Genomic DNA, 24,399 nt, shown 5'->3' on the forward strand with positions numbered 1-24,399 from the left:
TCTATGGGGGCGCGCCGCCGCGGCACCGATACGATCGCCGCGTGGACAACACCGCAGCCGGGATTCTCGTCGGGGCGTTGATCGATGGTGCCGTCGCCGATCCGCGGTCCTGGCATCCGGTGGCCGGATTCGGCACGGCGGCGTCGGCCCTCGAACGGCGCGTGTACGCGCCGTCGCGCTTGCGCGGCACCGCTTTTGCCGCGTTGTGCGTCGGGGCCGCGGCCGGGGCGGGAGTGGTGCTCGGGCGGTTCGGTGTGCTCGGCACGGCCGCTGCGACGTGGATCGCGCTGGGCGGCACATCGTTGACGGCGGTGGGCGAGGCGATGGCCGACGCGCTGGAGTCCGGCGACGTCGAGGCGGCCCGCGCCTTGGTCCCGAGTTTGTGCGGCCGTGACCCGGATGCGCTCGACGAGGCCGGCATCTGCCGGGCGGCAGTGGAGTCGATCGCGGAGAACACCTCCGATGCCGCCGTGGCGCCGCTGCTGGCGGCAGCGGTCGGCGGTGCGCCCGGGGTGTTGGCGTACCGCGCAATCAACACCCTCGACGCAATGGTCGGCTATCGGACCGAGCGGTATCGCGAGTTCGGTTGGGCCAGTGCGCGACTCGACGACGCGGCGAATTATCTCCCGGCCCGGCTGACGGGTGTCCTCGTCGCGGTGTGCGGCGGTGGACGGCCGGCGGTCCGGGCCTGGCGCAACGACGCCGACCGGCATCCGAGTCCAAACGCCGGGGTGGCCGAGGCGTCCTTCGCCGGGGCGCTGGGGGTGCGTCTGGGCGGGGAAACCGCCTACCGGGGCTACGTCGAACAGCGCCCGGTACTCGGCGAGGGCGCGGACCCGGGGGTGGCGGATCTGCGTGCCGCCGTACGCCTGTCGCGGCGGGTGCAGATCGCTGCGACGGTGACCGCGGCCGTGCTCGCTTTCAGCCGCGGCCGTAGCGGTCGGCGAGCTTGCGCTTGACCTCGTCGTCGGTGACGCTCGGCGCCTCGCCGATCTGCTGCCGCTGAGTCGACCCGGTGGTGAACCCGGCGTCGCGCAGCCGGTCCTTGGTGGTAGGTGCGGCGGTCTCGACGACCGCCTCGGCCTCGGCGTCGGCGGCGCGCTGGCGGCGGCGCTGCCGGATCTCGGTGAAGAGGAAGTACGCCACGCCGAGGGGGGCCATGATTCCGAACGCGAGCCACTGCAGGCCGTAGGAGAGGTACGGCCCGGACTCGAGCTGGGGCAACTCGATTGCGGTGAGCGAGCCAGGTTGGCCGGCGGAGAGCTGCAGGTAGAAGGGTGCCAGCGGCACCCCCAACACGCGGCCGGCCTCGACGGGGTCGATCGACAGGGCGGCCATTGCGCCGTCCGCGGGGCCGACGCCGCGTCCCGGACTCGTGCCCTCGCTGGCCCGGATCCGCGCCGTGATCTGCACCGTTCCCGTCGGCGGGGGTGCGACGTCGGGGATGGCCGCCGCCTTGGCCGGTCGCACGTAGCCGCGGTTGACCAGGAAGGTACCGTTCTCGGTCTCAAAGGGGGTGAGCACCTGGACGGCGGGCTGGCCGTCCACGCTGCGCAGGCGCAGGAGTACCTGTTTGTCGGGGCGGTAGTGGCCCGACACCGACACCTCGCGCCACTCGGTCCGCGGATCGAACACTCCGGGATCGCGAACCACGTCGAGCAGCGGGGCCGGCGGCGTCGCGGCAGCCACGCGGATCAGGTCGTTGCGGTGGGAGGTGGTCGTGTTCTTCCCCAACTGCCAGGGGGCGAGCACCGAGAAGCAGAGCGCGGCGAACGCCGCGACCGCGATGCCGAGGGCGATCCAGCCGGGTCGCAACAAGAGGCGCAACACCGACATCGTCAGCTCACGGCGGACTCGCGCAACTGCTGCCGGACCCAATCGAGGATTCCGGGAACAGCCGCCTCGATCAGCTCGCGGACCTGCGCGAAGTCGTCCTCGGTGCCGTAATACGGATCGGGGACCTCGGCGTCGGCGCCGGCGGTCGGGTCGAAACTGCGGATCAGGCGGACCCGGTCGCCCAAGCGCTTGCGCTGGAGGGCGCGAGCGTGGTCGGCATCCATGGCCAGCAGGAGATCGGCCTCGAAGTGTTCGGGCCCCAACTGGGCGGCCACGTGTGCGTCGGAGTAGCCGTGGGCGAGCAGTTCCGCGCGGGCGCGGTTATCGGCCGGGTGGCCGACGTGCCAGCCGGTGGTGCCCGCGCTGACCACCTCGACGCGGTCGTCCAAACCGGCCTGCGCCAGCGCGTGCCGAAGGATGTTCTGTCCCATGGGGGACCGGCAGATGTTGCCGGTGCACACCACGCAGACGAGCAGATTCTCAGTCATGGCCCCTCTAGCCTACGGGTGGCGGAGACGGGTTGCAGGAGTCGGTACGCTCGCGGGCATGGATCCGGATCGGCACGGCGATGCAGATGCGAAGCCGGGCATGACCGATTTCGCGGTGAACGTGCGTCCGGGACCGCCGGGATTCCTGGCGCAGGTGTTGCGCGACTCGGTGGCGGGATTGGCCGCCTATCCGCGCCGCGCCGACGAGGACGAGGCGCGGACGGCGCTGGGCGCGCTCCATGGTCGGACGGCCGACGAGGTGCTCCTGCTCAACGGGGCCGAAGAGGGATTCGAGTTGGTCGCGGGCTTGCCGAGTCGCCACGCGGCCGTCGTCGTGCCGTCGTTCACCGAGCCGGTCGTGTTGCTGCACAAGGCGGGGGTTCGTGTCACCGAGGTCGTCGGGACCCCGCCGTGGCGCCTGGCAGACGTGTACCGCGACATCCCCGCCGACGCCGATCTGGTCGTCGTCGGAAACCCGACCAACCCGACGTCGGTGCGCCATCCGGCCGACGACGTGCTCGCGCTTCGGGCGCCGGGCCGGCTGCTCGTCGTCGACGAGGCCTTCGCCGATCTTGGCGGCGGATCGGTGGCCGGGTGCGGGCTCGACGACGTGGTCGTCCTGCGCAGCATGACCAAGACGTTCGGACTGGCGGGGCTGCGGGCGGGCTACCTGATCGCGGCGCCGGGTGTCATTGCCGACCTGTCCCGCCGACGGCGGGCGTGGCCGGTGGATACGCCGACGCTCGCCGCCCTGACCGCCTGCGCCGGGGCCGCGGGCCAAGCGTATGTCGCCGAGCAGGCCGCGGAGGTGGCCGCCGAGCGCGACTATCTCTGCCGGACGCTGCGGGACGCTGGGTTCTCGCTGCCGGTGGAGCCGGATGCGCCCTTCGTTCTGGCCCGCCACCCCGGTGCGCCCGCCATCCGGGAAGGGCTGGCCCGGCGGGGGATCGCCGTGCGCAGCGCGGAGAACTTCACCGGGTTGTCCGCGGAGTACCTTCGTTTCGCCGTCCGGCCGCGCGCGCTCGTCGATGATCTGTCCCAGGCGTTGGAATCGGTGTTGGAGGAGATCGCATGACCGTCACCCTGGAGCGCGTCGTCGAGACACTGGCGACGGCCTACCCGCCGCGGCTCGCCGAGTCGTGGGACTCGGTCGGGTTGGTCTGCGGCGAACCCGCCGAAACGGTGGAGCGCGCCCTCGTCTGCGTCGACGTCACCCCGGCCGTGGTCGAGCGCGCCCTGGCCGAGGGGTGCCAGCTCGTCATTGCCCACCATCCGCTGCTGCTGCGCGGCGTCGACACGGTGGCGGCGACGACACCGAAGGGTGCGTTGATCCATGCGCTGATCCGCGGCGGGTGCGCGTTGTACACCGCACACACCAACGCCGACAGCGCTCGTCCTGGGGTGTCCGATGCCCTGGCTGAACTGGTCGGTCTGCGGGAAACGATTGCGCTGCAACCGATCCCGTCACGGTTGGACAAGTGGGTGGTGATGGCCCCGGTCGACGCGGCGGAGCCGGTGCGGACGGCGATGTTCGCCGCGGGGGCCGGCGAGATCGGGGACTACCGGCACTGCGCCTGGACGGTGGTCGGGACGGGCCAATTCGAGCCGTTGCCGGGCGCCAAGCCGGCGATCGGCGAGGTCGGCGGCCTGACCGAGGTGCGCGAGGCTCGCGTGGAAATGGTCGCTCCGCGGGCGGCCCGCGCGGCGGTGCTCGCGGCGCTGCGGGCGGCCCACCCCTACGAGGAACCCGCGTTCGACGTCCTAGAACTGGCCGAGTTGCCCGGGGACGTCGGCCTGGGACGCGTTGGGGAGTTGGCGGCGCCGACGACGCTTCGGGACTTCGTCCGGTTTGCCGCTGATCGACTTCCGAAGTCTGCGTGGGGGATTCGCGCCGCCGGTGATCCGGATCGGCGGGTTGTCCGCGTGGCGGTCTGCGGCGGGGCCGGGGATTCGCTGATCGGCGCGGCAGTGGCGGCGGGTGCCGATGTCTACCTCACCGGAGATCTGCGCCACCACCTCGTCGACGAAGCCCTGCGCGCCGGCGGGCCGGCCTTCGTTGATGCCGGTCATTGGGCCACGGAGTTTCCGTGGTGTGCGCAGGCGGCGAGCTTGCTCGCCCCCCTTGGCGTGGACGCTCAGGTCTTCACCGAGCCGACGGATCCGTTCGGATTGCACGGGTAGACCCGGTCACTCCGACGGGTAGCAGGGCCCAGTCGGCGGAGTTGAGGGCCCACTCGGCGGAGATGAGGGCCCACTCGGCGGAGATGAGGGCCCAGTCGGCGGGAATTGGGGCCCACTCGGCGGAGAAGTAGACTCGCGCAGATGAAGGTCGAGGCGGCGCGGCAGCGGATCATGCTCGAAGTGGCGGAGGTCGACGCGGACCTGGCCAAACTGCGGCACCGGCGGGGGACTCTCGCCGAGGACGCCGAGATCGCGGCGATCAACGAGAAGATCGGCGTCGCCCGCGACGAGGCGGTCCGCGCAGACATCGCCGCCGAGGATCTGGACCGGGAATACAAGCGCCTTGAGGGCGAGGTCAACGGCATGCGCACCCGTGAGGAGCGCGACTCGGCGTTGTTGAACCAGACCGGCATGGCACCCAAAGCGCTGTCCGAACTCCAGCACGAACTCGCCGGACTGGTGCGCCGGCGCGGCGTCGCCGAGGACGAGTTGCTCGATCTGATGGAGCAGCAGGAGGCGACGACCGCTGAGCACACCAGGGCCCGGGAGTTGGTCGCCTCCCTCGAAGCGCAGGTCCGCACCGTGGAGGAGCGGCGCGACGTGTCGGCGGGCGAACTCGACGGCAAGATCGCCGATCTGACTGCGCGGCGCACCGCGGTCGTGGCGGATGCGCCCGGCGAGTTGCTGGCCGTGTACGAACGACAGATCGCCCATGGCAAGCCCGGTGCCGGATTGCTGCGGCAGCGCCGCTGCGGCGGCTGCCGGATGGAGCTCGACCGCGGCACGTTGGCGACGATCGCCGCAGCCGCCGAGGATGACGTGGTGCGCTGCGAGGAGTGCGGCGCCCTGCTGATCCGGACGCACGAGTCGGGACTCTAGGACGTGACGATGTCGACCAGGCTGGTCCTGTTGCGCCACGGCCAGACCCCGCTCTCGGTCGACCGCCGCTATTCGGGGCGCGACGATGTCGCGCTGACCGACGTCGGACACGAACAGGCGGCCCTGGCCGCCGCGCGGCTGGCCAGTTGGCCGATCTCGGCGATCATCACGTCGCCGTTGCAGCGGACCCGGCAGACCGCCGAACCGCTGGCCGCCGCGACCGGACTGCCGGTCACCGTCGACGAGGGGCTCATCGAAACGGATTTCGGGCAGTGGGAGGGGCTGACGTTCGCCGAGGCGGCCGAGCGGGACCCGGAGTTGCACCGGTCGTGGATCGGCGACATCGAGGTGGCGCCCCCGGGCGGGGAGAGCTTTGCCGACGCCGCACGCCGGGTGGCCGCCGCACGGGCCGCAATCGTCGCCGCCCACCCGGACGAGACCGTCGTGGTGGTCTCCCACGTCACCCCGATCAAGTCGGTTCTGCGCGAAGCGATGAAAGTCGGGCCGGAACTGCTCTACGGCCTGCACCTCGATCTGGCGTCGGTGTCGCTGGTGGAGTACTTCGCCGACGGCGGGTCGGTGGGCCGCCTGGTCAACGACACTTCCCACCTGCGCAGCTATCCACTCGCGTAACAGTGTCGCGCCGGGCCGGTGTGTACCCTGAATGGGCGAACGAGTCGGCCAGGCGGCCGCGTCGCGCGGAACGGCCGGGTTCTCCGGTACGCCGCGCGCCGAGGAAAGTCCGGACTCCACAGAGCAGGGTGGTTGTTAACGGCAACCCGAGGTGACTCGCGGGACAGTGCCACAGAAAACAAACCGCCGGTGCAAGCCGGTAAGGGTGAAACGGTGCGGTAAGAGCGCACCAGCGGCGCGGGTGACCGCGTCGGCTAGGTAAACCCCACCCGGAGCAAGGTCGAAGCCCGCACCGATTCGGTGCGGGTGCGCGGGCGTTCGAGGGCTGCTCGCCCGAGCCCGCGGGTGGACTGCTCGAGGCACCCGGCGACGGTGTGCCCAGATGGATGGTCGCCCCCGCTCACGCGGGACAGGATCCGGCTTATCGGCCGACTCGTTCGCCCTTACGGCCTGCTCGCGCCTCCGTTCGGTAGCGTTCCAGACGTGCGCTACTTCTCGGCCCCCGACATCGATTTCGCGCGCGTGCGCGCCGACCTCGGCATCGCCGAGGACTATGGCGCTGAAGCACTGGCGGAGGCGCAGTCGGCCGTTGATGCTTTCGCCGACGATCGCGAAGACCTTCGCCACCTCCCGTTCGTGACCATCGACCCACCGTCGTCGCGCGACTTGGACCAGGCCGTCTATCTGGAACCGGGGCGTGACGGCGGTTTCGTCGTGCACTACGCGATCGCCGATGTTGCGGCCCTGGTCCGCCCCGGCGGGGCGCTCGACGCCGAGACGCGGACGCGGGGTACCACGTTCTACTTCCCGGACGGCTCGGTACCGCTGCACCCCCGGGTGCTCTCCGAGGGAAGCGGGTCGCTCCTGCCCGACGTCGACCGGCCGGCGGTGGTGTGGACCATCCGGGTCGCGCCCGACGGCACGGTCGGCGACGTGGCCGATGGTTCGGTGTCGGTGCGGCGAGCCCTGGTCCACGTGGTCGGTCGACTGGACTACGCCGGTGTTTCGGCCGACGCCGCGCGCGGGACGCTGCACCCGTCCGTCGCCTTGCTCCCCGCTTTCGGCGACTTGCGCCACCGGATCGCGCTCGAGCGGGGGAGCGTCACCCTTGATCTGCCCGCCCAAGAAGTGGTCCGCGTCGATGGGCGATGGACCATCCGGCTGGCGACCCGCCACGAGAGTGAGGAGTGGAACGCGGAGCTGTCCCTGCTGACCGGGATGGTGGCGGGAAAGATGATGCTCGACGCCGACGTCGGACTGCTGCGGACCCTCCCGCCGCCCGGCGAGGAAGCGGTCGAGGCCATGCACGAGCTCGCCGAGACCCTCGGGATCGGGTGGCGCGACGGGGAAAGCGGCGGCCAGTTCTTGGCCCGACAGCCGACGGCCCAACCGGCGACCCTGGCGCTGATGTCGGCGGCCACGGGTCTACTCGGCGGCTCCGGATACCTGGCGCTACCTGCGGAGAACGACGACGCAACACAGCCGGTGACCCAGCACTCGGGACTCGCCGCGGTCTATGCACACGTGACCGCGCCGCTGCGACGGCTACCGGACCGATTCGCGTCGGAGGCCTGTCTGGCGATCGCGGGAGGCCGTCCGGTGCCGCAGTGGGTCCTCGACGCGCTGCCCGGGTTGCCCGCCGAGATCGCCGAATCCTCGCGGCTCGCCGGGCGCGCCGATCGGGAATCGGTGGACCTGGCCGAAGCCGTCGTGCTGGAGCACGCCGTCGGCGAGACCTTTGCCGCGGTCGTCACCCGACCGGCCCGGGAGCGTCGTTCGGCTGAAGTATTCATCGCCGATCCGCCGGTCTTGGCGCCGTGCGAGGGGGACTTGCAACCAGGGCGATCTTTGCCCGTGCGACTGGTCCGGGCCGATCCGGCGACACGTCGCGTCACCTTCGCCCCGGCGCAGGGCTAATCTGAATTTCTGCGTGTTACCCTCGGCCGATCGCTGGGGGCCACTGCCCACTCGGAATCGGGAGTACAAGGTGAGAAGGACGATCAAGGCGGCTGCCGTCGCGCTTGCGGCAACCATCGCTGTGATGAGCGGCGCGGCACCCGCGGGCGCCGATCCGGTCTCGGTCAACGACCGGGTCAACAAGGCGCTGGTGTTCCTGTTGGTGCAGTTCACCGGTCAGGTGCAGGTTCCCTTCAACGACGGCCCGGCGTGGTCCGCGGACGTTCAGGTCGCCGCGGTCTGCACCGGATACATCGTCGACCCGACCGGGTTCATCGCCACCGCCGGTCACTGTGTGAACGCCTCCGACGAGAGTTTGAAGAACGAGCTGCGCGAGCAGGTCGTGCTCGACCTGGCCAAGAAGCAGAACTGGGCCGAGTCCAAGGCGGTCGCCATCTACCAGCGCGCGCTGCGCGAGTCGTGGCCGATTCGCGGTGGCGGCGGCGACGGCGACACGCCGTCGGTGTCGGTCAAGGCCAAGCAGGCCTCGGGCCCGAACCAGGTGATCCGGGACTGGACGACCCTGCAGGTGGTTGCCTCGCAGCCGTTCAAGGATGGCGACAACGCAATCCTGAAGCTCAACAGCCTCCCGGGTCCGCTGACCGGTCTCCCGATCGCGAAGGAGCCGCCGCAGACCGGTGAGGCGATCACCAGTGTCGGCTTCCCGGCCCAGGTGCGCCGGGTCAGCGATGACGTGACCCTGCCGCAGCCGTCGTTCAAGACCGGAACGGTGTCGTCGCGGCAGCAGAACTCCGCCGGTGTGGCGCAGACCGAGGTGTCGGCAACCCTGGGCAAGGGGATGTCGGGCGGCCCGACGGTCAACACCAAGGGCGAGGTCGTCGGCACCAACTCGATGAAGACCGTGTCCAAAGATGAGACGTCGGAGTTCGGCTTCATCACCGACAACGTGGCCCTGCGCCAGTTCCTGTTGAGCAACGGCGCAACGCTCACCACGGCCGCCGCGGAGCCCTCCGGGCTCAACATGTGGGTGTGGCTCGGTCCGCTCATCGGCATCGTCGCGATCCTGCTGATCCTCGGACTGGTGTTGCTCCTGCGCCGCAAGCCCAAGTCGGGCCCGCCGCCGTTCTACCCGGGCGGGGGATCCGGTCCGGGCCAGCCGCAGTTCGGCGCCCAGCCGGCCTTCGGGTCGCAGCCCTCCTTCGGTACTCCGCAAACACCCTCGCAGGCCTCGGGCCCGTTCGGCCCGCCGGCCGCACCCCGGCCGCCGACGCCCGGCTTCGGCGCGCCGGGACCGTTCCCGCCCGCCGGACCGCAACAGCCCGGATTCCCCGGTCAGCCGTTCGGCCGCTGACGGCGGCCCTGGCGGCTGCGTCGCGACGGTTTGTTTAGTCCGGCAGGGCGGCGTGGAAATCGCGATTGTCACGAAAGTTCTTGGATACCGCAAACGGTGATTCCGGCATGGTCGCGCCCATCGGCGCCCCGGTCCGACGGGGTATTCTGCCGGTTTTGCCGATGCTCGTCGAACTGTCGGTAAACCCGCTGGTCGTGGAGGTTATCGTCGCATTGGCCGACAATCCGGCCGCCTGAATGACGGGCACGCCGGTTGTTCAAATGAAATGGTGGCGAGGCAGCCGTTTGCGGCGTCCGATTCGGCTATTCTGACCGAGTCTGTAACGGCAGCCGATGTAGGCGGTCGGCTCTTATTCGGAAAAGAGGAATGGTGAAAACCACACTCAAGATCGCAGCGGTCGCAGCTGTGGCGGCCATCGGCATCATGCCGGCCGCGGGTCCCGCGATGGCCGATCCGGTTTCGGTCAACGACAAAGTCAGTAAGGCGCTCGTCTTTCTGAATATGACGATCACCGGCCAGGTACAGATCCCGTTCACCAGCGGTGCGCGTTGGTCGCAGGATGTGCAAACCGGCGGTACCTGTACCGGTTACATCGTCGACAAGACCGGCTTCATCGCCACCGCCGGCCACTGTGTGTACACCGGCGGCGAGAGCATGAAGAACCAACTGCGCCAGCAGGCGATCGTCGCACTGGCGCAGCAGCAGGGTCGCGACGCGACGTGGGCCACGAACATCTACCGGCAGGCCATCAACCAGAGCTGGGCCGTCCGTGGGTCCGGTGGTGACGGTGATCGTCCGTCGGTGTCGGTCCGGGTCAAGCAACCGAGCGGGCCCAACCAGGTGGTCCGCGAATGGACCACGGTCCAGGTCCTCGCGTCCCAGTCCTTCATGGAGGGCGACAACGCCGTCTTGAAGATGAACACGCCCCCGGGAGAACTCACCGCGCTGCCGATTTCCGCGGTGGTGCCGAAGCCGGGCGAAGCGGTGACCAGCGTCGGCTTCCCAGGCCAGGTGCGCCGCGTCAGCGACGACATGACGTTGCCTCAGCCGTCGTTCAAGACGGGGACGGTGTCCTCGCGTCAGCAAAACCCGAACGGAGTGGCGCAGACCGAGGTGTCGGCGACGATCGGCAAGGGCATGTCGGGCGGTCCGACCGTCAACGCCAACGGCGAGGTCATCGGAACCAACTCGATGAAGACGGTGTCCCAGGAGGAGACCTCCGAGTTCGGTTTCGTCACCGACAACATCGCGCTGCGCCACTACCTGCAGGGCAACGGTGCCACCCTGGTCAGCGCCGAAAGCGGCGAGTCCTCGGGTCTGAACATGTGGGTGTGGCTCGGCCCGCTGATCGGCATCGTCGCACTGCTGCTCCTCGCCGGCCTGGTGCTGGGGCTCAAGCGCATGTCGAATTCGTCCCCGGCCGCGCAGGCCTACCCGGCGCCGCAGGGGCCGGGTTCGGGCGTCCCCGGTGCCACCGGCGGTCAGTCCGCTCCGCCGCAGAACCCGTTCGGACCCACGCCGGGTAGCTGATCAGCGATCGGCGAAGCCGTCGGTAGCGGCAACAAGTGCGTCGACGACGCCGGGCTCGAAGGATGCGTGCCCGGCGTCGTCGACTATTTTCAGCTCGGCGCCGGGCCAGGCGCGGTGCAAGTCCCAGGCGCTGCGCATCGGACACACCACGTCGTAGCGGCCCTGCACGATGACCGCCGGGAGGTCGGCGATGGTGGCGATCTCGTCGAGGAGCTGACCGTCGCGCAGGAACCCGCCGTGGGTGAAGTAGTGGTTCTCGATGGTCGCGAACGCCAACGCGAACCGCGAGTCGTCGTCGTCGGAATCGGCGCGGGGAATCAGATAGCTCGTCGAGGACTCCCACCGCGTCCAGGCCAGCGCCGCAGCTTCGGCCCGCTGCACGTCGGGCCCGGTGAGCAATCGGTGATAGGCCGCGACGAGGTCGCCGTGGCGCTCCTCGGGCGGGATCGGTGCCAGATACTCCTCCCACCGATCGGGGTAAATGTTGGCCGCGCCACCGTTGTAGTACCAATCGATCTCGCTGCGCCGCAGCAAGAAGATTCCGCGCAGCACCAGCTCGGTGACCCGATCGGGGTGGGCCTGTGCGTAGGCGAGCCCCAATGTCGACCCCCAGGAACCGCCGAACACCTGCCAGCGATCGATGCCGAGGTGCTCGCGCAGCAGTTCCATGTCGGCGATCAGGTGCGCGGTCGTGTTGACCGACAGGTCGGCCCCGTCGGCGATGTGCGGGCGGGACTGTCCGCACCCACGCTGGTCGAACAAGACGATGCGGTACGCCTGCGGATCGAAGAAGCGCCGCTGCCGTCCGGAGGTGCCACCGCCGGGCCCGCCGTGCACGAAGACAACCGGTTTGCCCTCGGGGTTTCCCGAGACCTCCCAGTAGACGTGTTGGCCGTCGCCGACGTCGAGGTGGCCGTGGTCGTACGGTTCGATTTCGGGGTACAGCTCGCGCATGTCCTCAGGCTAATCAGCAGCCGTCAACGCGGCGCACCCGGCTCAGTAGCCGTGTTCGGGGCCCGGGAAGGTCCCGCGGGCCACCTCGTCGGCGTAGGTTGCCGCGGCGTCGCGCAGCTCGTCGCCGATGGCGGCGAAGCGCTTGACGAACTTGGCCGTCTTGCCGGAGGTCAGCCCGGCCATGTCCTGCCAGACCAGGACCTGGGCGTCGGTCTCGTTGCCGGCGCCGATCCCGACGGTTGGAATGGTCAGCTTCCGGGTGATCTGCGCGGCCAGTTCGGCCGGCACCATCTCCATCACCACAGCGAAGGCGCCTGCCTCCTGGACGGCGATGGCGTCGGCGATCAGCTGGTCGGCGCCGTCGCCGCGGCCCTGCACGCGGTAGCCGCCGAGGCCGTTGACGCTCTGCGGGGTAAAGCCGATGTGGGCCATCACGGGAATGCCGGCGGCGCTCAGTGCGGCGATCTGGTCGGCGACCCGTTCGCCGCCCTCCAGCTTCACCGCGTGGGCACCGGTCTCCTTGAAGTAGCGGACCGAGGACTCCAGTGCCTGCTGGGGGCCCGCCTCGTAGGAGCCGAAGGGGAGATCGGCGACGACCAGCGCATGCGGTGCGCCCCGCACGACCGCGCGGATCAGCGGGATCATCTCGTCGAGCGTGATCGGGATCGTCGTGTCGTAGCCGTAGACGGTGTTGGCGCCGGAATCGCCGACGAGCAGGACCGGAATCCCGGCCTCGTCGAACCGGGCCGCGGTCGAGTAGTCGTAGCAGGTGAGCATCGCCCACTTGCGGCCCTCGGCCTTCATCTGGGCGAGGTGCTGGATGCGCGTGGCGCGACGGGGCTGGTCGCCGGACGAGCCGTACACGGGTGCGTCGGACATGGTTGTCTCTTTTCTTCCTCGAGTCCCTCGTCGGGTACCCGGGCTGGTGTGGACATCCTCGATTGTTCCACCGCTCGCCGGTGCGGCCAATGCGTTGCCGAGTGCGGTTTGTCACACTGCCGCGGTATCCGGTCAGCCATCTCCGACACGGCTACCGAGACGCGTCTCCGACACGGCTGCCGATTCGCGTCTCCGACACGGCTGCCGATTCGCGTCTCCGACACGGCTGCCGATTCGCGTCTCCGACACGGTTGCCAAGACGCGTCTCCGACACGGTTGCCAAGACGCGTCTCCGACACGGTTGCCAAAACCCCTGGAAGTAACACGCCCGTAACAGGTTGCTTCTAGGCTCGGCGGATATGGACCGCCAAAAAGAGTTCGTGCTGCGAACGCTCGAAGAGCGTGACATCCGTTTCGTCCGGCTGTGGTTCACCGACGTGCTGGGTTACCTCAAGTCGGTGGCGATCGCTCCGGCGGAGTTGGAGGGGGCGTTCGAGGAGGGGATCGGCTTCGACGGCTCGGCGATCGAAGGCTTCTCACGGGTGTCGGAGGCCGACACCGTCGCCCGTCCCGACCCGTCCACCTTCCAGGTGTTGCCGTGGACCACGTCGGATGGTCGGCATCATTCGGCGCGGATGTTCTGCGACATCGTCATGCCGGACGGCTCGCCGTCGTGGGCCGATTCGCGTCAGGTGCTGCGCCGCCAGATGAACAAGGCGGCCGAGAAGGGCTTCACCTGCTACGTCCACCCGGAGATCGAGTTCTTCTTGCTGAAGAACGCGCCGGCCGATGGCACCGAGCCCGAGCCCGCCGATCACGGCGGCTATTTCGACCAGACGGTGCACAACGCCGCCCCGAACTTCCGCCGCCACGCCATCGACGCCCTCGAGTCGATGGGCATCTCGGTCGAGTTCTCCCACCACGAAGGCGCCCCGGGACAGCAGGAGATCGACCTGCGATACGCGGACGCGCTCTCGATGGCCGACAACGTGATGACCTTCCGCTACCTCATCAAAGAGGTGGCCATCAACGAGGGCGTCACGGCAACCTTTATGCCCAAGCCGTTCAGCGACCATGCCGGTTCGGCGATGCACACCCACCTGAGCCTGTTCGAGGGCGAGGAGAACGCCTTCCACGACCCCGACGACCCGATGCAGCTCTCGGCGGTCGGCAAGCAGTTCGTCGCCGGCATCCTGCACCACGCCACCGAGCTCAGCGCCGTCACCAATCAGTGGGTGAACAGCTACAAGCGGTTGATCCACGGTGGCGAGGCGCCGACCGCCGCCACCTGGGGCCGCGCGAACCGATCGGCGCTGGTGCGGCTTCCGCTGTACACGCCGAACAAGGGTTCCTCGCGCCGCGTCGAGGTCCGCAGTCCCGATTCGGCGTGCAACCCGTACCTGACATTCGCGGTCTTGCTGGCGGCCGGCCTCAAGGGCATCGCCGAGGGTTATGAACTGCCCGACGAGGCCGAGGACGACGTGTGGGCGCTGACCGCGGGGGAACGCCGCGCGATGGGCTACCGCGAACTGCCGGGCAGCCTCGCCGACGCGCTGAACGAGATGGAGCGGTCCGAGCTGGTCGCCGAGGCGCTCGGCGAGCACGTCTTCGACTACTTCCTGCGCAACAAGTGGGCGGAGTGGACGGCGTATCGGAGCCACGTCACGCCGTTCGAACTCCGCAACTACCTGCCGCTGTAGGGCGCCGATGCGGCGCGGAACGGTACCCAGTACGGGGCGGCTCGGCCTCCTCGAGGCCGACGCCGGGGCCAATCTGGCGATGCTCGGGTGGAACACCGACGAGCGGGTCGACGTCGTCTGGGCGCTGTCGCGGGCGGCCGACGCCGACCTGGCGCTCAAGGCGCTGGTCCGCCTGCGCGAGGCGTTGTCCGAGCAGGGCGAGTGGTCGGCGGTCGAGCGGCTCATCGTCGAGGACACCGGTTTCCGCGGTCGGCTCTTCGGGGTGCTCGGCGCCTCGGATGCGCTGGGGGACCACCTGGTCGCCGAGCCGACGGCCTGGCGGCTGCTCACCGGTACCGATCTCCCGACGGTCGAGGGGATGCGCGCGGCGATGCTGGGGTCGGTGGCCGCCGAACCGGATCCCAGCGCCGGGCCCGACGACCTGGTGTTTCGCGCCGAGGTGACCGGGACGGACGCGATTCACGCGCTGCGCACGGCTTATCGCGACCAGCTGTTGGTGATCGCCGCGCACGACGTGGCCGCCACGGTGCAGGACGAGCCCTATGTGCCGATCCCGACGGCGGGCGCCTTGTTGTCCGACCTCGCCGACGCGGCGCTGACCGCGGCGCTGGCGGTCGCGATCGCCCAGGTCTGCGGGGAGGCGCCGCTCGACGTGCGGCTGGCGGTGATCGCGATGGGCAAATGCGGTGCGCGGGAACTCAACTACGTCTCCGACGTCGACGTCATCTTCGTCGCCGAACCGGCCGACTCGACGTCGGCGCGCATCGCAGGCGAATTCATGCGTATCGGGTCCGCGGCGTTCTTCGACGTCGACGCGGCGCTGCGGCCCGAGGGTAAGGCCGGCGCACTGACCCGGACCGTGGAGAGTCATATCGCCTACTACAAGCGGTGGGCCAAGACCTGGGAGTTCCAGGCGCTCCTCAAAGCGCGCGCGATGTGCGGGGACATGGCGCTGGCCGCCGAGTACATCGACGCGGTCACCCCGATGGTGTGGACCGCCGCCGAGCGCGACGATTTCGTCGTCGACGTCCAGGCGATGCGCCGACGGGTGGAATCGCTTGTCCCCGCCGACTTGCGCGAACGGAATCTGAAGCTCGGCAGCGGGAGTCTGCGCGACGTCGAGTTCGCCGTGCAGCTGCTGCAGATGGTGCACGGTCGGGTCGACGAGTCGCTCCGCGTCCAGGCCACCGTCGAGGCGCTGGCGGCCCTGACCGCCGGCGGCTACGTCGGGCGCGACGACGGGGCGAACCTGTCCGCCTCGTATCAGTTCATGCGCCTGCTCGAGCACCGGCTGCAGTTGCAGCGGTTGTCGCGCACCCATGTGCTCCCCGATCCCGACGATGCCCCGGCGATGCGCTGGCTGGCCAGAGCGGCACATATCCGCCCGACGTCAGACCTGGACGCGGCGGGCGTCCTGCGCGAGGAGTTGCGGTCCCAGCGCCGGCGGATCCGCCAGTTGCACGAGAAGCTCTTCTACCGGCCGCTGCTGGAGTCGGTGACCCGGTTCGAGGCCGACGAGCTGACCTTGTCGAGCGAATCCGCGCAGCGGCGGCTCGCCGCCCTGGGCTATGCCAAGCCCGAGCGCGCCTTGGGCCACATCAGGGCGCTGGCCTCCACGGCCGGGCGGCGCGGCCAGATCCAGCTGCTGATCCTGCCCTCGTTGTTGGAGTGGATCAGCCGGACCCCCGATCCCGACGCCGCGCTGCTGAACTACCGGCGGCTGTGCGAGGAACTGGTCGACGCCGAGTGGTTCCTGCGACTGTTGCGCGACGACGGGGTGGTGGCGCAGCGGCTCATGCACGTGCTGGGCACCTCGGCCTACATCGCCGAACTGCTCATGCGGGCACCCGAGGTCATCAAGCTCTACAGCGACGGCGCCGACGGGCCGAAACTGATCGGGGTCGACCCCGACGACGTGGCCAAGGGCCTGGTCGCCTCGACGGTGCGCCGCACCGATCTCAAGCAGGCCGTCGCGGTGGCGCGGGGGCACCGTCGGGCCGAGTTGGCCCGCATAGCCTCGGCCGACATCCTCGGGATGCTCGACGTGCGGGAGGTCTGCGCGGCCTTGTCCTCGGTGTGGGCGGCCGTTCTCAACGCCGCCCTTCAGGTGGTGGTCGCCGAGTCGTTGCCGGCGGGGGAGGAGCCGCCGGCCCGGATCGCGGTCATCGGGATGGGGCGCCTCGGTGGCGGGGAACTCGGCTACGGCTCGGACGCCGATGTGATGTTCGTGTGCGAGCCGCGTCAGGGCTGTGCGAGGTCCGACCCGCTCGCCGGCGCTTCCGGCGCCGATGACGAGACGGTGGCGCTCAAGTGGGCGCAAACCGTGGCCGAGAACGTCCGGACGATGCTCGGCACGCCGAGTGCCGACCCGCCCTTGGAGGTCGACATCGACCTGCGGCCCGAAGGACGCAACGGTCCGGTCGTCCGGACCCTCGAGTCCTACCGCGCCTACTACGACCAGTGGGCCCAGCCGTGGGAGATTCAGGCCCTGCTGCGTGCCCATCAGGTGGCCGGCGACAACGAGCTCGGCATCGACTTCCTCCACATGGCCGACCGGATTCGCTACCCCGAGGGGGGTGTTTCGCCGGAGGCGGTGCGCGAGATCCGGCGGATCAAGGCGCGCGTCGACGCCGAGCGGCTGCCGCGCGGGGCCGACCCGGCCCTGCACACGAAACTGGGCCGCGGCGGGCTCGCCGACGTCGAGTGGACGGTGCAGCTGGTCCAATTGCGCCACGCCCACGACCATCCGTCCCTGCACAACACCTCGACCCTGCAGTCGTTGGACGCGATCGCCGCCGACGGGTTGTTGCCCCAAGAGCAGGTCGACCTGTTGCGCGAGGCGTGGCTGACGGCGACCAAGGCCCGCAACGCGTTGGTGCTGGTGCGGGGCAAACCGGTCGACGAGTTGCCCGGTCCCGGTTCGGCGCTGCGGGCCGTCGCCTTCGCGGCCGGCTGGCCCGCCGACGAGGCGTCGGACTTCCTGGAGAACTACCTGCGCGTGACCCGTCGGGCCAAGGCCGTGGTCACCGAGGTCTTCGGCGCGTAGACCGGTTCGGGTAACGGTCGCACCCGACCGATTAGGGTGGTCCGGGTGATTGGGAAGGTGTTCCGTGCCGGCGGTGTGGCCGTCGGCGTGCTCATGCTGGCCGTCGGCGTCGTGGCGGTGTGGTTGCACTTCTCCCCGTCGACGAGCAATCTCACGATCTACCCGACCAGCGCGGTGCCGCTGGCGGTGTTGAGCACGATCGCCGCGGTGCTCGTGTTCGCCAGCCTGCGCAACTGGGTCCTCGCCGGGGTTTCCGTGGCGGTGGCGGGCGCGGTGCTCGTCACCCAGGTTCCGCTGTGGCGGGCGTCCCCGCCGCCGGCGGCCGGGTCGCCGACGATCACGGTCCTCTCGTCGAACCTGATGGTGGGGTCCGGCGACGTCGGCGAATTGGCGCGCCTCATCGCCGACGTCGACCCGGACGTGGTCAGTGTGCAAGAAGTCACGGCGCAGGCATTCACGCGAATCGAATCGTCGCCGATCACGGTGAAGCTGCCCAATGTGTACGCCGTTCCCGGCCCGGGGGCGGTGGGGACGGTTCTGCTCACCCGCGCCGCGCAGCGCGACCAGACGCGCGTCCCCGGGATGATCCTGCACAACCTGGCGGCGACGGCCGACCTGCCGGGCGCACCGCAGACCCGGCTGCTCGCGGTCCACCCGGGGGCGCCTGTCCCCGGCGCCGGACACGGCGAGAGCGCGATCGCCGACCTGGGCGTGCTTCGTGCACACATCGAAGGGCTGCCGGCCGGGCGGTTGATCGCGGTCGGCGACTTCAACGCGACGTGGGACCACAAGCACTATCGGGACCTGTTGACCGGCGGAATCGAGGATGCCGCCGACCAGGCCGGCGCCGGGTGGCTGCCGACGTACCCGACCGATCGGCTCTTGGGCCGCCCGGTGGTGGGGATCGACCACGTCATCAGCCGCGGTTTCGTCGCGACCGAGGTCAAGACCTACCACCTGTCGGGGGCCGACCACCGCGTCCTGGTGGTCCGCCTGTCGCCGCGCTGAGTGTGGGATTCGTCGCTTAGTTAGGTTTACCTCACTTGGCGTCCTGTAGCATGTCTGCCATGACTTTTGCGACGAAAGACCGGGCTCCCGCCGAGCGGACATCCGACGTGTTGCGGCAGGCCACGGCACGGGCGCACGAGAATGCCGAGCGCTCGGCATTCGTCACCGACCTGATGGACGGACGGCTCGACGCGCAGGCCTATGCCTCGCTCGCCGGACAGCTGCTCTTCGTCTACCGCGCCCTGGAACAGGCCGGGGACCGGCTGGCCGCCGACCCGGTCGCGGCCGCGGTCCTCGACGAGCGGCTGCGCCGGACGGCGTCGCTGGAGTCCGACCTGGTCGCGATCGGCGTGGACCCGGCCGCGCTGGCGATGCTGCCGGCCACCGCGGACTACGTCGCGGCGATCGAGGCGAGTGCGGCCGATCCGGTCCGCTTCGTCGCGCACCACTACACGCGCTACCTGGGCGACCTGTCGGGGGGCCAGATCATCGCGAGCAAGATGCGCAACCTGTACGGGGTGTCGGAGGACGCCCTGAGCTTCTACCGGTTCGAGGGCATCGACAAGCTCAAGCGGTACAAGGACGCCTACCGCGATCAGCTTGACGCCCTCGACCTCGACGCCGAGGCGACCGGTCGGCTGACCGCAGAGGCCATCCGGGCCTTCGAGTTCAACCAGGCGCTGTTCGGCGCGCTGGGGAGCTGATCACTCGCTCCCGTCGGTCTGCTCGATGCCCTTGATCTGCAGGACGAAGATCAGCGCGTCGTCGGCCAAGATGCCCGCGTCGGCTTGACCGCCCATCGGCCTGTAGCCGTCATCGGGGGTCATGGCCACCGCGACGGTGGCACCCGGCTTTTGGCCGACGATGGCCTTCTGGAAACCGCTGACGACGTTGGTGAGCGGGAACGGGGTGGGGGTGCCGCGTTCGTAGGCACTGTCGAAGACCTTGCCGTCGCGGCCGTTGACGCCCACGTAGCAGACCGAGACCATGTCCTCGAGGGTGATCACCTGGTCGCCCGTGCCGGGGGTGAGAGTCTCGACCTTGGTCGCCGCAACGGCGAAGGGCGTCTGCACGGTCACGCCGGGAGCGGTGGTCGTGGTCGGCGCGACCACCTTGATCTCGCCGGTCGACCCGGTGAAGGTCCAGTCGGGCTTGGCGTCGGCGGCCGGGGCCGCGGTGGGGCAGGAGCCGGTCTCCGGTGCGCCGTTGCCGGCGGTGGTCGTCGTGTCGTCGTTGGAACCGCAACCGGCCAGGACGAGTGCGGTGACGGCGGCGAGGGCGGGGAGCAAGGCGGATGTGCGCATGCGCCTTAACCTAGCAGGGGGCGCCGGACCGGCCGTCGACCGTGACTACGCGAGCGTGGCGATACGCGCGGCCACACCGTCGAGGATGAGGTCCAGGCCGAATCGCAGCTCGTCGGTGAAGAAGTCCTCACCGTCGTCGTCGAGGTAGTCCGATGCCACTGCGCGCGTCAGGTTGGGAAACCGCGCCGCGTCGATCACCCCGCCCAGGACCGCCATGTAGTGGTCCGCGTTCGATGTCGCGGTGGCGTCGAAGGCGCCCATCTCGGCCGACATCCGCACATGGTTGCGGGTGAAACCGGAGATCAGGAGCAGCGTCGACATCCGCTCGGAATCGGGGAGGCCGGTGCCGTCGAAGGCGGCGATGCCCAGGTCGGTCCACCGCAGTGACTGGGGGCCGGCGGGCGGGCGGACCATCGGCAGGGCGGCGACCCACGGATGGGCGACCATCCGCTCGACGACTGCCATCGTCCACGCGGTGATCCGGTCCCGCCAGTCGTCGCGACCGTCGAGGAGACCCGGGTTCGGGGTGCCGTAGGCGTCGTCGAACATGATCTCGTAGACGTCCTCCTTGGCCTCCACATAGCGGTAGAGCGACATGGGGGTCACCCCGAGGCCGTCGGCGATGGCTTTCATCGACACGGCGTCGAGGCCGTCGCGGTCGGCGATCTCCATCGCGGCCCGCCCGATGTCGCCGACGGTGAGCTTGGGCTTGGGGCCCCGCCGGTTCGGATCGTCGATATCCCACATGAGCTGCAGGTACCGGGGGAGGGCGGCGTTCGGCGGGGTCATGGTCGACATGCTACCGCGATTATTGCTTGTGTCGTATACAGAACGGGTATACATTCGTATGTGTTGTAAACAGTATCTAACGTAAACAGTTAGGAGAGACCATGTCACCAACACCGACACGCTCCCCGTGGATCGGCATGATCGCCCTGTGCCTGCCCATGCTGATCGTCTCGATGGACGTCTCCGTCCTCTTCTTCGCGGCACCGTTCATCGCCGCCGACCTCGACGCCACCGCCGAGCAACAACTCTGGATCTTCGACGTCTACGGATTCGTCCTCGCCGGCCTCTTGTTGACGATGGGCTCGCTCGCCGACCGGATCGGCCACCGCCGACTGCTGACGATCGGGGCAGTCGCGTTCAGCGTCGCGTCGGTCATTGCGGCCTTCTCCGTCACGCCGACGATGCTGATCGGCGCCCGCGCCCTGCTCGCGGTCGGCGGGGCCACGCTGATGCCGTCGACGCTGGCGCTGGTCCGGCACCTGTTCAGCGACCCGGCACAGCGTGCCAAGGCGGTCGCGGCCTGGAGTGCGGTCCTGACCGGCGGTGTCGCGGTCGGCCCGATCATCAGCGGCCTTCTCCTCGAACACTTCTGGTGGGGGTCGGTGTTCCTGATCAACGTGCCGGTGATGGCGGCCCTGGTGATCGCGGCTCCGATCCTGCTTCCCGGCGACACCGGTGACCGGTCTCGCCGGGTGGATGTTCTCAGCGCGGTCCTGGCGCTCGGCGCCATCCTGCCGGTGATCGAGGGCATCAAGAAGCTGGCCGCCGACGGGTGGGCCGCGTCCTGGCTGGGGCTCATCGCGGCCGGTCTGGTCGTCGGCGCGGTGTTCGTCTGGCGGCAGACGCGTCTGGAGCAGCCACTCGCGGACGTCTCGCTGTTCGCCGACCGCCGGTTCTCCGCCTCGATCTGGATCAACGTCATCAGCATGTTCGCCATCCTGGGCAACGCGATCATGATGACCCAGTACCTGCAGTCGGTGCTGGGCTACTCGCCGCTCGTGGCCGCGTTGTGGAGCCTGCTGCCCTCGGTGTTCGTCGGTGCCGCAGCACCCGCGGCGGCCGCCGGCTCGAACCGGTTCGGCCGGCCGCCCGTCGTCGTCACCGGCCTGCTGGTCGCGGCAACCGGGTTCGCGGTGCTGGCCGCGTTCACGACGACGCAGTCGCTGGCGGTCGTCCTCGTCGGGGCGACGGCACTGGCCTGTGGGACGGTCGCGGTCGCGGCGGTCATCGCCGACTACATCGTCGGGGTGGCGCCGGCCGACCGGGCGGGTGCGACGTCGAGCCTGTTGGAGACGTCCAGCGAGTTCGGGGGAGCCTTCGGCATCGCGATCCTCGGAAGCGTGCTCAACGCGGTGTACCGGCTGTCCTTCGACGATCCGGCCTTCGCCGACAGCCCTGCGGGGCGCAGCCTGGCCGGGGCGCTGGCCACCGCCCACGGACTCGGCGCCGACCAGGCCGAGCACCTGCTCGCGGTGGCCCGCAGCGCCTTCGTCGACGGACTGTCGGCCGCCGCGTGGGTGGGGGCGGGCGTCTTGGTCGCCACCGCGGTTCTCGCGGTCTGGGCCCTGCGGGACACCCCGCAAACCCGACACGGCGCTACCGCATCCCACTCAAAGGCGAGTGGGAGCGCGTAGCGCCGTGTGGGAGCCTGCCGGGTTATCAGCAGTCGTAGTACAGCTGGAACTCGTACGGGTGAGGACGGATCTGCGTCGGCAGGATCTCGTTCTCGCGCTTGAGGCTGATCCAGGTCTCGATGAGGTCCTCGGTGAACACCCCACCGGTGGTGAGGTAGTCGTGGTCCTCTTCGAGGCGGTCGATCACTGCGGCGAGCGAGGTCGGAGCCTGCGGGATCGACTTGGCCTCTTCCGGCGGAAGCTCGTAGAGGTCCTTGTCGACCGGCTCGTGCGGCTCGATCTTGTTCTTGATGCCGTCGAGGCCGGCCATCATCATCGCGGCGAACGCCAGGTACGGGTTACCTGAACTGTCCGGGCAGCGGAACTCCAGGCGCTTAGCCTTCGGGTTGTTGCCGGTAATCGGGATACGGACACAGGCGCTGCGGTTGCGCTGGCTGTAGACAAGGTTGATCGGGGCCTCGTAGCCGGGCACTAGTCGCTTGTACGAGTTGATCGTCGGATTGGTGAACGCCAGCAGCGACGGGGCGTGGTGCAGGATGCCGCCGATGTAGTAGCGGGCCAGGTCCGACAGGCCGGCGTACCCGGACTCGTCGTGGAACAGCGGCTTGCCGTCCTTCCACAGCGACTGGTGGGCATGCATGCCCGAGCCGTTGTCGCCAAACAGCGGCTTTGGCATGAAGGTGACCGACTTGTTGTTCTGCCACGCGGTGTTCTTGATGATGTACTTGAACAGCTGAACGTCATCAGCAGCGTGCAGCAGCGTATCGAACTTGTAGTTGATCTCGGCCTGGCCGGCGGTACCCACCTCGTGGTGGCCGCGCTCGAGGGTGAAGCCGGAATTGATCAGGTTCGTCGACATCTCGTCACGGAGGTCCACGTAGTGGTCGTACGGCGCGACGGGGAAGTAGCCGCCCTTGGGGCGAACCTTGTAACCGAGGTTCGGGCTGCCGTCCGGGTCGGTGTCGGAGGAGGCGTTCCACCAGCCCGATTCGGACTCGACCTTGTAGAAGGTCCCGTTCATCTCAGAGCCGTAGGACACCGAGTCGAAGATGTAGAACTCCGCCTCGGCGCCGAAGAAGCAGGTGTCGGCGATGCCGGTGGAGGCTAAGTAGTCCTCGGCCTTACGGGCGACGTTGCGGGGGTCGCGGCTATAGGCCTCGCGGGTGAAGGGGTCGTGGACGAAGAAGCTGACGTTCATCGTCTTGGCCTTGCGGAACGGGTCGACGCGTGCGGTCGAAGGGTCCGGCAGCAACATCATGTCGGATTCGTCGATCGACTGGAATCCGCGCACCGACGAACCGTCGAATGCGAGACCGTCCTCGAACACCGACTCGTCGAACGCCGACGCCGGGATCGAGAAGTGCTGCATCACGCCGGGCAGGTCGCAGAAGCGGATGTCGACGTACTCGACGCCTTCTTTTTTGATGCCCTCGAGAAGTTCTTCTTTGCTGGTATACACCGTCCGGTGACTCCTTCACTCGTTTGTAGCCTCCGGGATGGGGTGGCTACTGCGCCAGGGGCCTGGCAATGACGATGACGTTATGGAGGGCACGTTGCCCTTCGGTCAAAGTCGTGTTTCTCCCGTGTTAACCGACGCACGACGCTGTGCTTGCCCGAGAGAGGGCTGCTTCCACTATCGCAAACATGCGGTTCGCGCTTGGCTCTAACCCCGGGAATGCGGTGGTCGGCGGGCGAGCGCCTAGGATGGCGGGCATGGGACAGCAGTCGGGACGACGTGCCGCCGGATCGTGGCTTTCCGGACCGCGGGTGGACGATGTTGCCACCAAAGACAACGAATACCCAGGTCAGGACCTTGGTCTGCCGCAGTCGGGTCCGGGCGCGCTGGCCACCGGTTGGCGCCGCGTGGGCGGTTTGCTCGTCGACTGGCTGATGGCTTATGCTGTGGCCTTCTTCTTCGTGGCCGGCGAGCCGACGATCGAGGCGAAGATCAACGCCATCGCACTGCCCCAACTCGCGGTGTGGTTTGTCGTGGGTGTGGCGACTGTCACATTGTTCGGATTCACGCCCGGACAGTACGTCGTGGGTTTGCGCGTCATCCGCGTCGATTTCGAGCCGACGGAGAACGCTTCGATGCGCGCCGCGGTCGGTGTTCTGCGCGCCTTCGTCCGCCAACTGTTGATCACGGTGATCGTGCCCGCCCTGATCAACGACAACAACGGGCGCGCCCTGCACGACCGGGTCACGCAGACGGCGGTCGTGCACAGCCGGTAGCAGGGCCTACCAGCATCGGGGCGGCATTCCACCGAAGG

22 protein-coding genes and 1 other RNA gene are annotated in these 24,399 nt (G+C 69.2%); 16 read left to right on the plus strand and 7 right to left on the minus strand.

Annotated elements, in window-relative coordinates:
- Window positions 1-41: 41 nt before the first annotated feature.
- Window positions 42-959 (plus strand): cobalamin biosynthesis protein, encoded by a 918-nt coding sequence (locus nbrcactino_RS12815; protein ID WP_161927935.1) that lies wholly within the window; start codon window positions 42-44, stop codon window positions 957-959.
- Here nbrcactino_RS12815 and nbrcactino_RS12820 read toward each other — a convergent pair.
- Entirely contained in the window at window positions 922-1,836 is a 915-nt protein-coding gene (locus tag nbrcactino_RS12820; protein WP_161927936.1) for an SURF1 family cytochrome oxidase biogenesis protein, read from the minus strand. The two genes, nbrcactino_RS12815 and nbrcactino_RS12820, sit on opposite strands and share 38 nt — an antisense overlap.
- A gap of 2 nt (window positions 1,837-1,838) precedes the next feature.
- Complete coding sequence (locus nbrcactino_RS12825) at window positions 1,839-2,324, minus strand: low molecular weight protein-tyrosine-phosphatase (protein WP_161927937.1); 486 nt, start codon at window positions 2,322-2,324, stop codon at window positions 1,839-1,841.
- 58 nt (window positions 2,325-2,382) lie between these two features.
- Here nbrcactino_RS12825 and cobC point away from each other — a divergent pair, with 58 nt between their 5' ends.
- The 9 genes from cobC to nbrcactino_RS12865 all read left to right on the plus strand — a co-directional run bounded on the left by cobC (window position 2,383) and on the right by nbrcactino_RS12865 (window position 10,815).
- The gene (cobC, locus tag nbrcactino_RS12830) at window positions 2,383-3,399 is read left to right on the plus strand and encodes an Rv2231c family histidinol phosphate aminotransferase CobC (RefSeq protein WP_161927938.1); all 1,017 of its coding nucleotides are present in this window, start codon (window positions 2,383-2,385) and stop codon (window positions 3,397-3,399) included.
- Entirely contained in the window at window positions 3,396-4,505 is a 1,110-nt protein-coding gene (locus tag nbrcactino_RS12835; RefSeq protein ID WP_161927939.1) for a Nif3-like dinuclear metal center hexameric protein, read from the plus strand. Before cobC ends, nbrcactino_RS12835 begins: the two co-directional genes overlap by 4 nt.
- 141 nt (window positions 4,506-4,646) lie before the next feature.
- Complete coding sequence (locus nbrcactino_RS12840; RefSeq protein ID WP_161927940.1) at window positions 4,647-5,384, plus strand: zinc ribbon domain-containing protein; 738 nt, start codon at window positions 4,647-4,649, stop codon at window positions 5,382-5,384.
- Between the two features lie 9 nt (window positions 5,385-5,393).
- Entirely contained in the window at window positions 5,394-6,017 is a 624-nt protein-coding gene (locus nbrcactino_RS12845) for a histidine phosphatase family protein (protein WP_161927941.1), read from the plus strand.
- 40 nt (window positions 6,018-6,057) lie between these two features.
- An RNA gene (gene rnpB / locus nbrcactino_RS12850) (RNase P RNA component class A) lies at window positions 6,058-6,457 on the plus strand.
- Between the two features lie 43 nt (window positions 6,458-6,500).
- A complete protein-coding gene (locus tag nbrcactino_RS12855) occupies window positions 6,501-7,934 on the plus strand; it encodes an RNB domain-containing ribonuclease (RefSeq protein ID WP_161927942.1) in 1,434 nt (477 codons plus the stop codon).
- A gap of 70 nt (window positions 7,935-8,004) precedes the next feature.
- The gene (locus nbrcactino_RS12860; RefSeq protein ID WP_161927943.1) at window positions 8,005-9,285 is read left to right on the plus strand and encodes a S1 family peptidase; all 1,281 of its coding nucleotides are present in this window, start codon (window positions 8,005-8,007) and stop codon (window positions 9,283-9,285) included.
- A 107-nt stretch (window positions 9,286-9,392) separates the two neighbouring features.
- On the plus strand, window positions 9,393-9,521 hold the full coding sequence (locus nbrcactino_RS18370) for a hypothetical protein (protein ID WP_267130405.1): 129 nt from the start codon (window positions 9,393-9,395) through the stop codon (window positions 9,519-9,521).
- A gap of 130 nt (window positions 9,522-9,651) precedes the next feature.
- Complete coding sequence (locus nbrcactino_RS12865; protein WP_161927944.1) at window positions 9,652-10,815, plus strand: S1 family peptidase; 1,164 nt, start codon at window positions 9,652-9,654, stop codon at window positions 10,813-10,815.
- Here the strand turns inward: nbrcactino_RS12865 and pip are convergent, their stop codons facing one another.
- Window positions 10,816-11,769 (minus strand): prolyl aminopeptidase, encoded by a 954-nt coding sequence (gene pip, locus nbrcactino_RS12870; RefSeq protein ID WP_161927945.1) that lies wholly within the window; start codon window positions 11,767-11,769, stop codon window positions 10,816-10,818. It abuts the gene before it with no gap.
- A 42-nt stretch (window positions 11,770-11,811) separates the two neighbouring features.
- Entirely contained in the window at window positions 11,812-12,648 is an 837-nt protein-coding gene (panB, locus tag nbrcactino_RS12875) for a 3-methyl-2-oxobutanoate hydroxymethyltransferase (RefSeq protein WP_161927946.1), read from the minus strand.
- 359 nt (window positions 12,649-13,007) lie between these two features.
- Here panB and glnA (nbrcactino_RS12880) point away from each other — a divergent pair, with 359 nt between their 5' ends.
- From glnA (nbrcactino_RS12880) to nbrcactino_RS12895, 4 genes are read left to right on the plus strand one after another with little or no spacing between them, the layout of a single operon-like run.
- Window positions 13,008-14,348, plus strand: a complete 1,341-nt coding sequence (glnA, locus tag nbrcactino_RS12880; RefSeq protein WP_161927947.1) for a type I glutamate--ammonia ligase — start codon at window positions 13,008-13,010, stop codon at window positions 14,346-14,348.
- Window positions 14,349-14,355: 7 nt separating this feature from the next.
- Entirely contained in the window at window positions 14,356-17,394 is a 3,039-nt protein-coding gene (locus nbrcactino_RS12885) for a bifunctional [glutamine synthetase] adenylyltransferase/[glutamine synthetase]-adenylyl-L-tyrosine phosphorylase (protein ID WP_161927948.1), read from the plus strand.
- A 45-nt stretch (window positions 17,395-17,439) separates the two neighbouring features.
- On the plus strand, window positions 17,440-18,402 hold the full coding sequence (locus nbrcactino_RS12890) for an endonuclease/exonuclease/phosphatase family protein (protein ID WP_161927949.1): 963 nt from the start codon (window positions 17,440-17,442) through the stop codon (window positions 18,400-18,402).
- A 59-nt stretch (window positions 18,403-18,461) separates the two neighbouring features.
- Window positions 18,462-19,106 (plus strand): biliverdin-producing heme oxygenase, encoded by a 645-nt coding sequence (locus nbrcactino_RS12895; RefSeq protein WP_186343384.1) that lies wholly within the window; start codon window positions 18,462-18,464, stop codon window positions 19,104-19,106.
- Here nbrcactino_RS12895 and nbrcactino_RS12900 read toward each other — a convergent pair whose 3' ends face one another.
- Both nbrcactino_RS12900 and nbrcactino_RS12905 read right to left on the minus strand, forming a co-directional pair.
- Window positions 19,107-19,706 (minus strand): FKBP-type peptidyl-prolyl cis-trans isomerase, encoded by a 600-nt coding sequence (locus tag nbrcactino_RS12900; protein ID WP_161927951.1) that lies wholly within the window; start codon window positions 19,704-19,706, stop codon window positions 19,107-19,109.
- 45 nt (window positions 19,707-19,751) lie between these two features.
- Window positions 19,752-20,495: a TetR/AcrR family transcriptional regulator gene (locus nbrcactino_RS12905; protein ID WP_161927952.1), complete on the minus strand. Its 744-nt coding sequence runs from the start codon at window positions 20,493-20,495 to the stop codon at window positions 19,752-19,754.
- Window positions 20,496-20,596: 101 nt separating this feature from the next.
- Here nbrcactino_RS12905 and nbrcactino_RS12910 point away from each other — a divergent pair, with 101 nt between their 5' ends.
- Window positions 20,597-22,129 (plus strand): MFS transporter, encoded by a 1,533-nt coding sequence (locus tag nbrcactino_RS12910; protein WP_228460858.1) that lies wholly within the window; start codon window positions 20,597-20,599, stop codon window positions 22,127-22,129.
- A gap of 25 nt (window positions 22,130-22,154) precedes the next feature.
- Here nbrcactino_RS12910 and glnA (nbrcactino_RS12915) read toward each other — a convergent pair whose 3' ends face one another.
- Window positions 22,155-23,588: a type I glutamate--ammonia ligase gene (gene glnA / locus nbrcactino_RS12915; protein ID WP_161927953.1), complete on the minus strand. Its 1,434-nt coding sequence runs from the start codon at window positions 23,586-23,588 to the stop codon at window positions 22,155-22,157.
- Between the two features lie 254 nt (window positions 23,589-23,842).
- On the opposite strand from glnA (nbrcactino_RS12915), the gene nbrcactino_RS12920 reads away from it, so the two are divergent.
- Window positions 23,843-24,361 carry an RDD family protein gene (locus nbrcactino_RS12920; RefSeq protein WP_161927954.1) on the plus strand — a complete coding sequence of 173 codons (519 nt, stop codon included), beginning with the start codon at window positions 23,843-23,845 and terminating at the stop codon, window positions 24,359-24,361.
- The last annotated feature ends 38 nt before the right edge of the window (window positions 24,362-24,399 follow it).

The organism is Gordonia crocea (assembly GCF_009932435.1).
GTDB classification, from domain to species: domain Bacteria; phylum Actinomycetota; class Actinomycetes; order Mycobacteriales; family Mycobacteriaceae; genus Gordonia; species Gordonia crocea.

What these genes read in the sequence shown, in the direction of transcription:
- nbrcactino_RS12820 (WP_161927936.1), bottom strand. Translation starts at nt 1,836, where the DNA reads ATGTCGGTGTTGCGCCTCTTGTTGCGACCCGGCTGGATCGCCCTCGGC.
- nbrcactino_RS12825 (WP_161927937.1), bottom strand. Translation starts at nt 2,324, where the DNA reads ATGACTGAGAATCTGCTCGTCTGCGTGGTGTGCACCGGCAACATCTGC.
- cobC (WP_161927938.1), top strand. Translation starts at nt 2,383, where the DNA reads ATGGATCCGGATCGGCACGGCGATGCAGATGCGAAGCCGGGCATGACC.
- nbrcactino_RS12835 (WP_161927939.1), top strand. Translation starts at nt 3,396, where the DNA reads ATGACCGTCACCCTGGAGCGCGTCGTCGAGACACTGGCGACGGCCTAC.
- nbrcactino_RS12840 (WP_161927940.1), top strand. Translation starts at nt 4,647, where the DNA reads ATGAAGGTCGAGGCGGCGCGGCAGCGGATCATGCTCGAAGTGGCGGAG.
- nbrcactino_RS12845 (WP_161927941.1), top strand. Translation starts at nt 5,394, where the DNA reads ATGTCGACCAGGCTGGTCCTGTTGCGCCACGGCCAGACCCCGCTCTCG.
- nbrcactino_RS18370 (WP_267130405.1), top strand. Translation starts at nt 9,393, where the DNA reads ATGGTCGCGCCCATCGGCGCCCCGGTCCGACGGGGTATTCTGCCGGTT.
- nbrcactino_RS12865 (WP_161927944.1), top strand. Translation starts at nt 9,652, where the DNA reads ATGGTGAAAACCACACTCAAGATCGCAGCGGTCGCAGCTGTGGCGGCC.
- pip (WP_161927945.1), bottom strand. Translation starts at nt 11,769, where the DNA reads ATGCGCGAGCTGTACCCCGAAATCGAACCGTACGACCACGGCCACCTC.
- panB (WP_161927946.1), bottom strand. Translation starts at nt 12,648, where the DNA reads ATGTCCGACGCACCCGTGTACGGCTCGTCCGGCGACCAGCCCCGTCGC.
- glnA (WP_161927947.1), top strand. Translation starts at nt 13,008, where the DNA reads ATGGACCGCCAAAAAGAGTTCGTGCTGCGAACGCTCGAAGAGCGTGAC.
- nbrcactino_RS12885 (WP_161927948.1), top strand. Translation starts at nt 14,356, where the DNA reads ATGCGGCGCGGAACGGTACCCAGTACGGGGCGGCTCGGCCTCCTCGAG.
- nbrcactino_RS12895 (WP_186343384.1), top strand. Translation starts at nt 18,462, where the DNA reads ATGACTTTTGCGACGAAAGACCGGGCTCCCGCCGAGCGGACATCCGAC.
- nbrcactino_RS12900 (WP_161927951.1), bottom strand. Translation starts at nt 19,706, where the DNA reads ATGCGCACATCCGCCTTGCTCCCCGCCCTCGCCGCCGTCACCGCACTC.
- nbrcactino_RS12905 (WP_161927952.1), bottom strand. Translation starts at nt 20,495, where the DNA reads ATGACCCCGCCGAACGCCGCCCTCCCCCGGTACCTGCAGCTCATGTGG.
- nbrcactino_RS12910 (WP_228460858.1), top strand. Translation starts at nt 20,597, where the DNA reads ATGTCACCAACACCGACACGCTCCCCGTGGATCGGCATGATCGCCCTG.
- nbrcactino_RS12920 (WP_161927954.1), top strand. Translation starts at nt 23,843, where the DNA reads ATGGGACAGCAGTCGGGACGACGTGCCGCCGGATCGTGGCTTTCCGGA.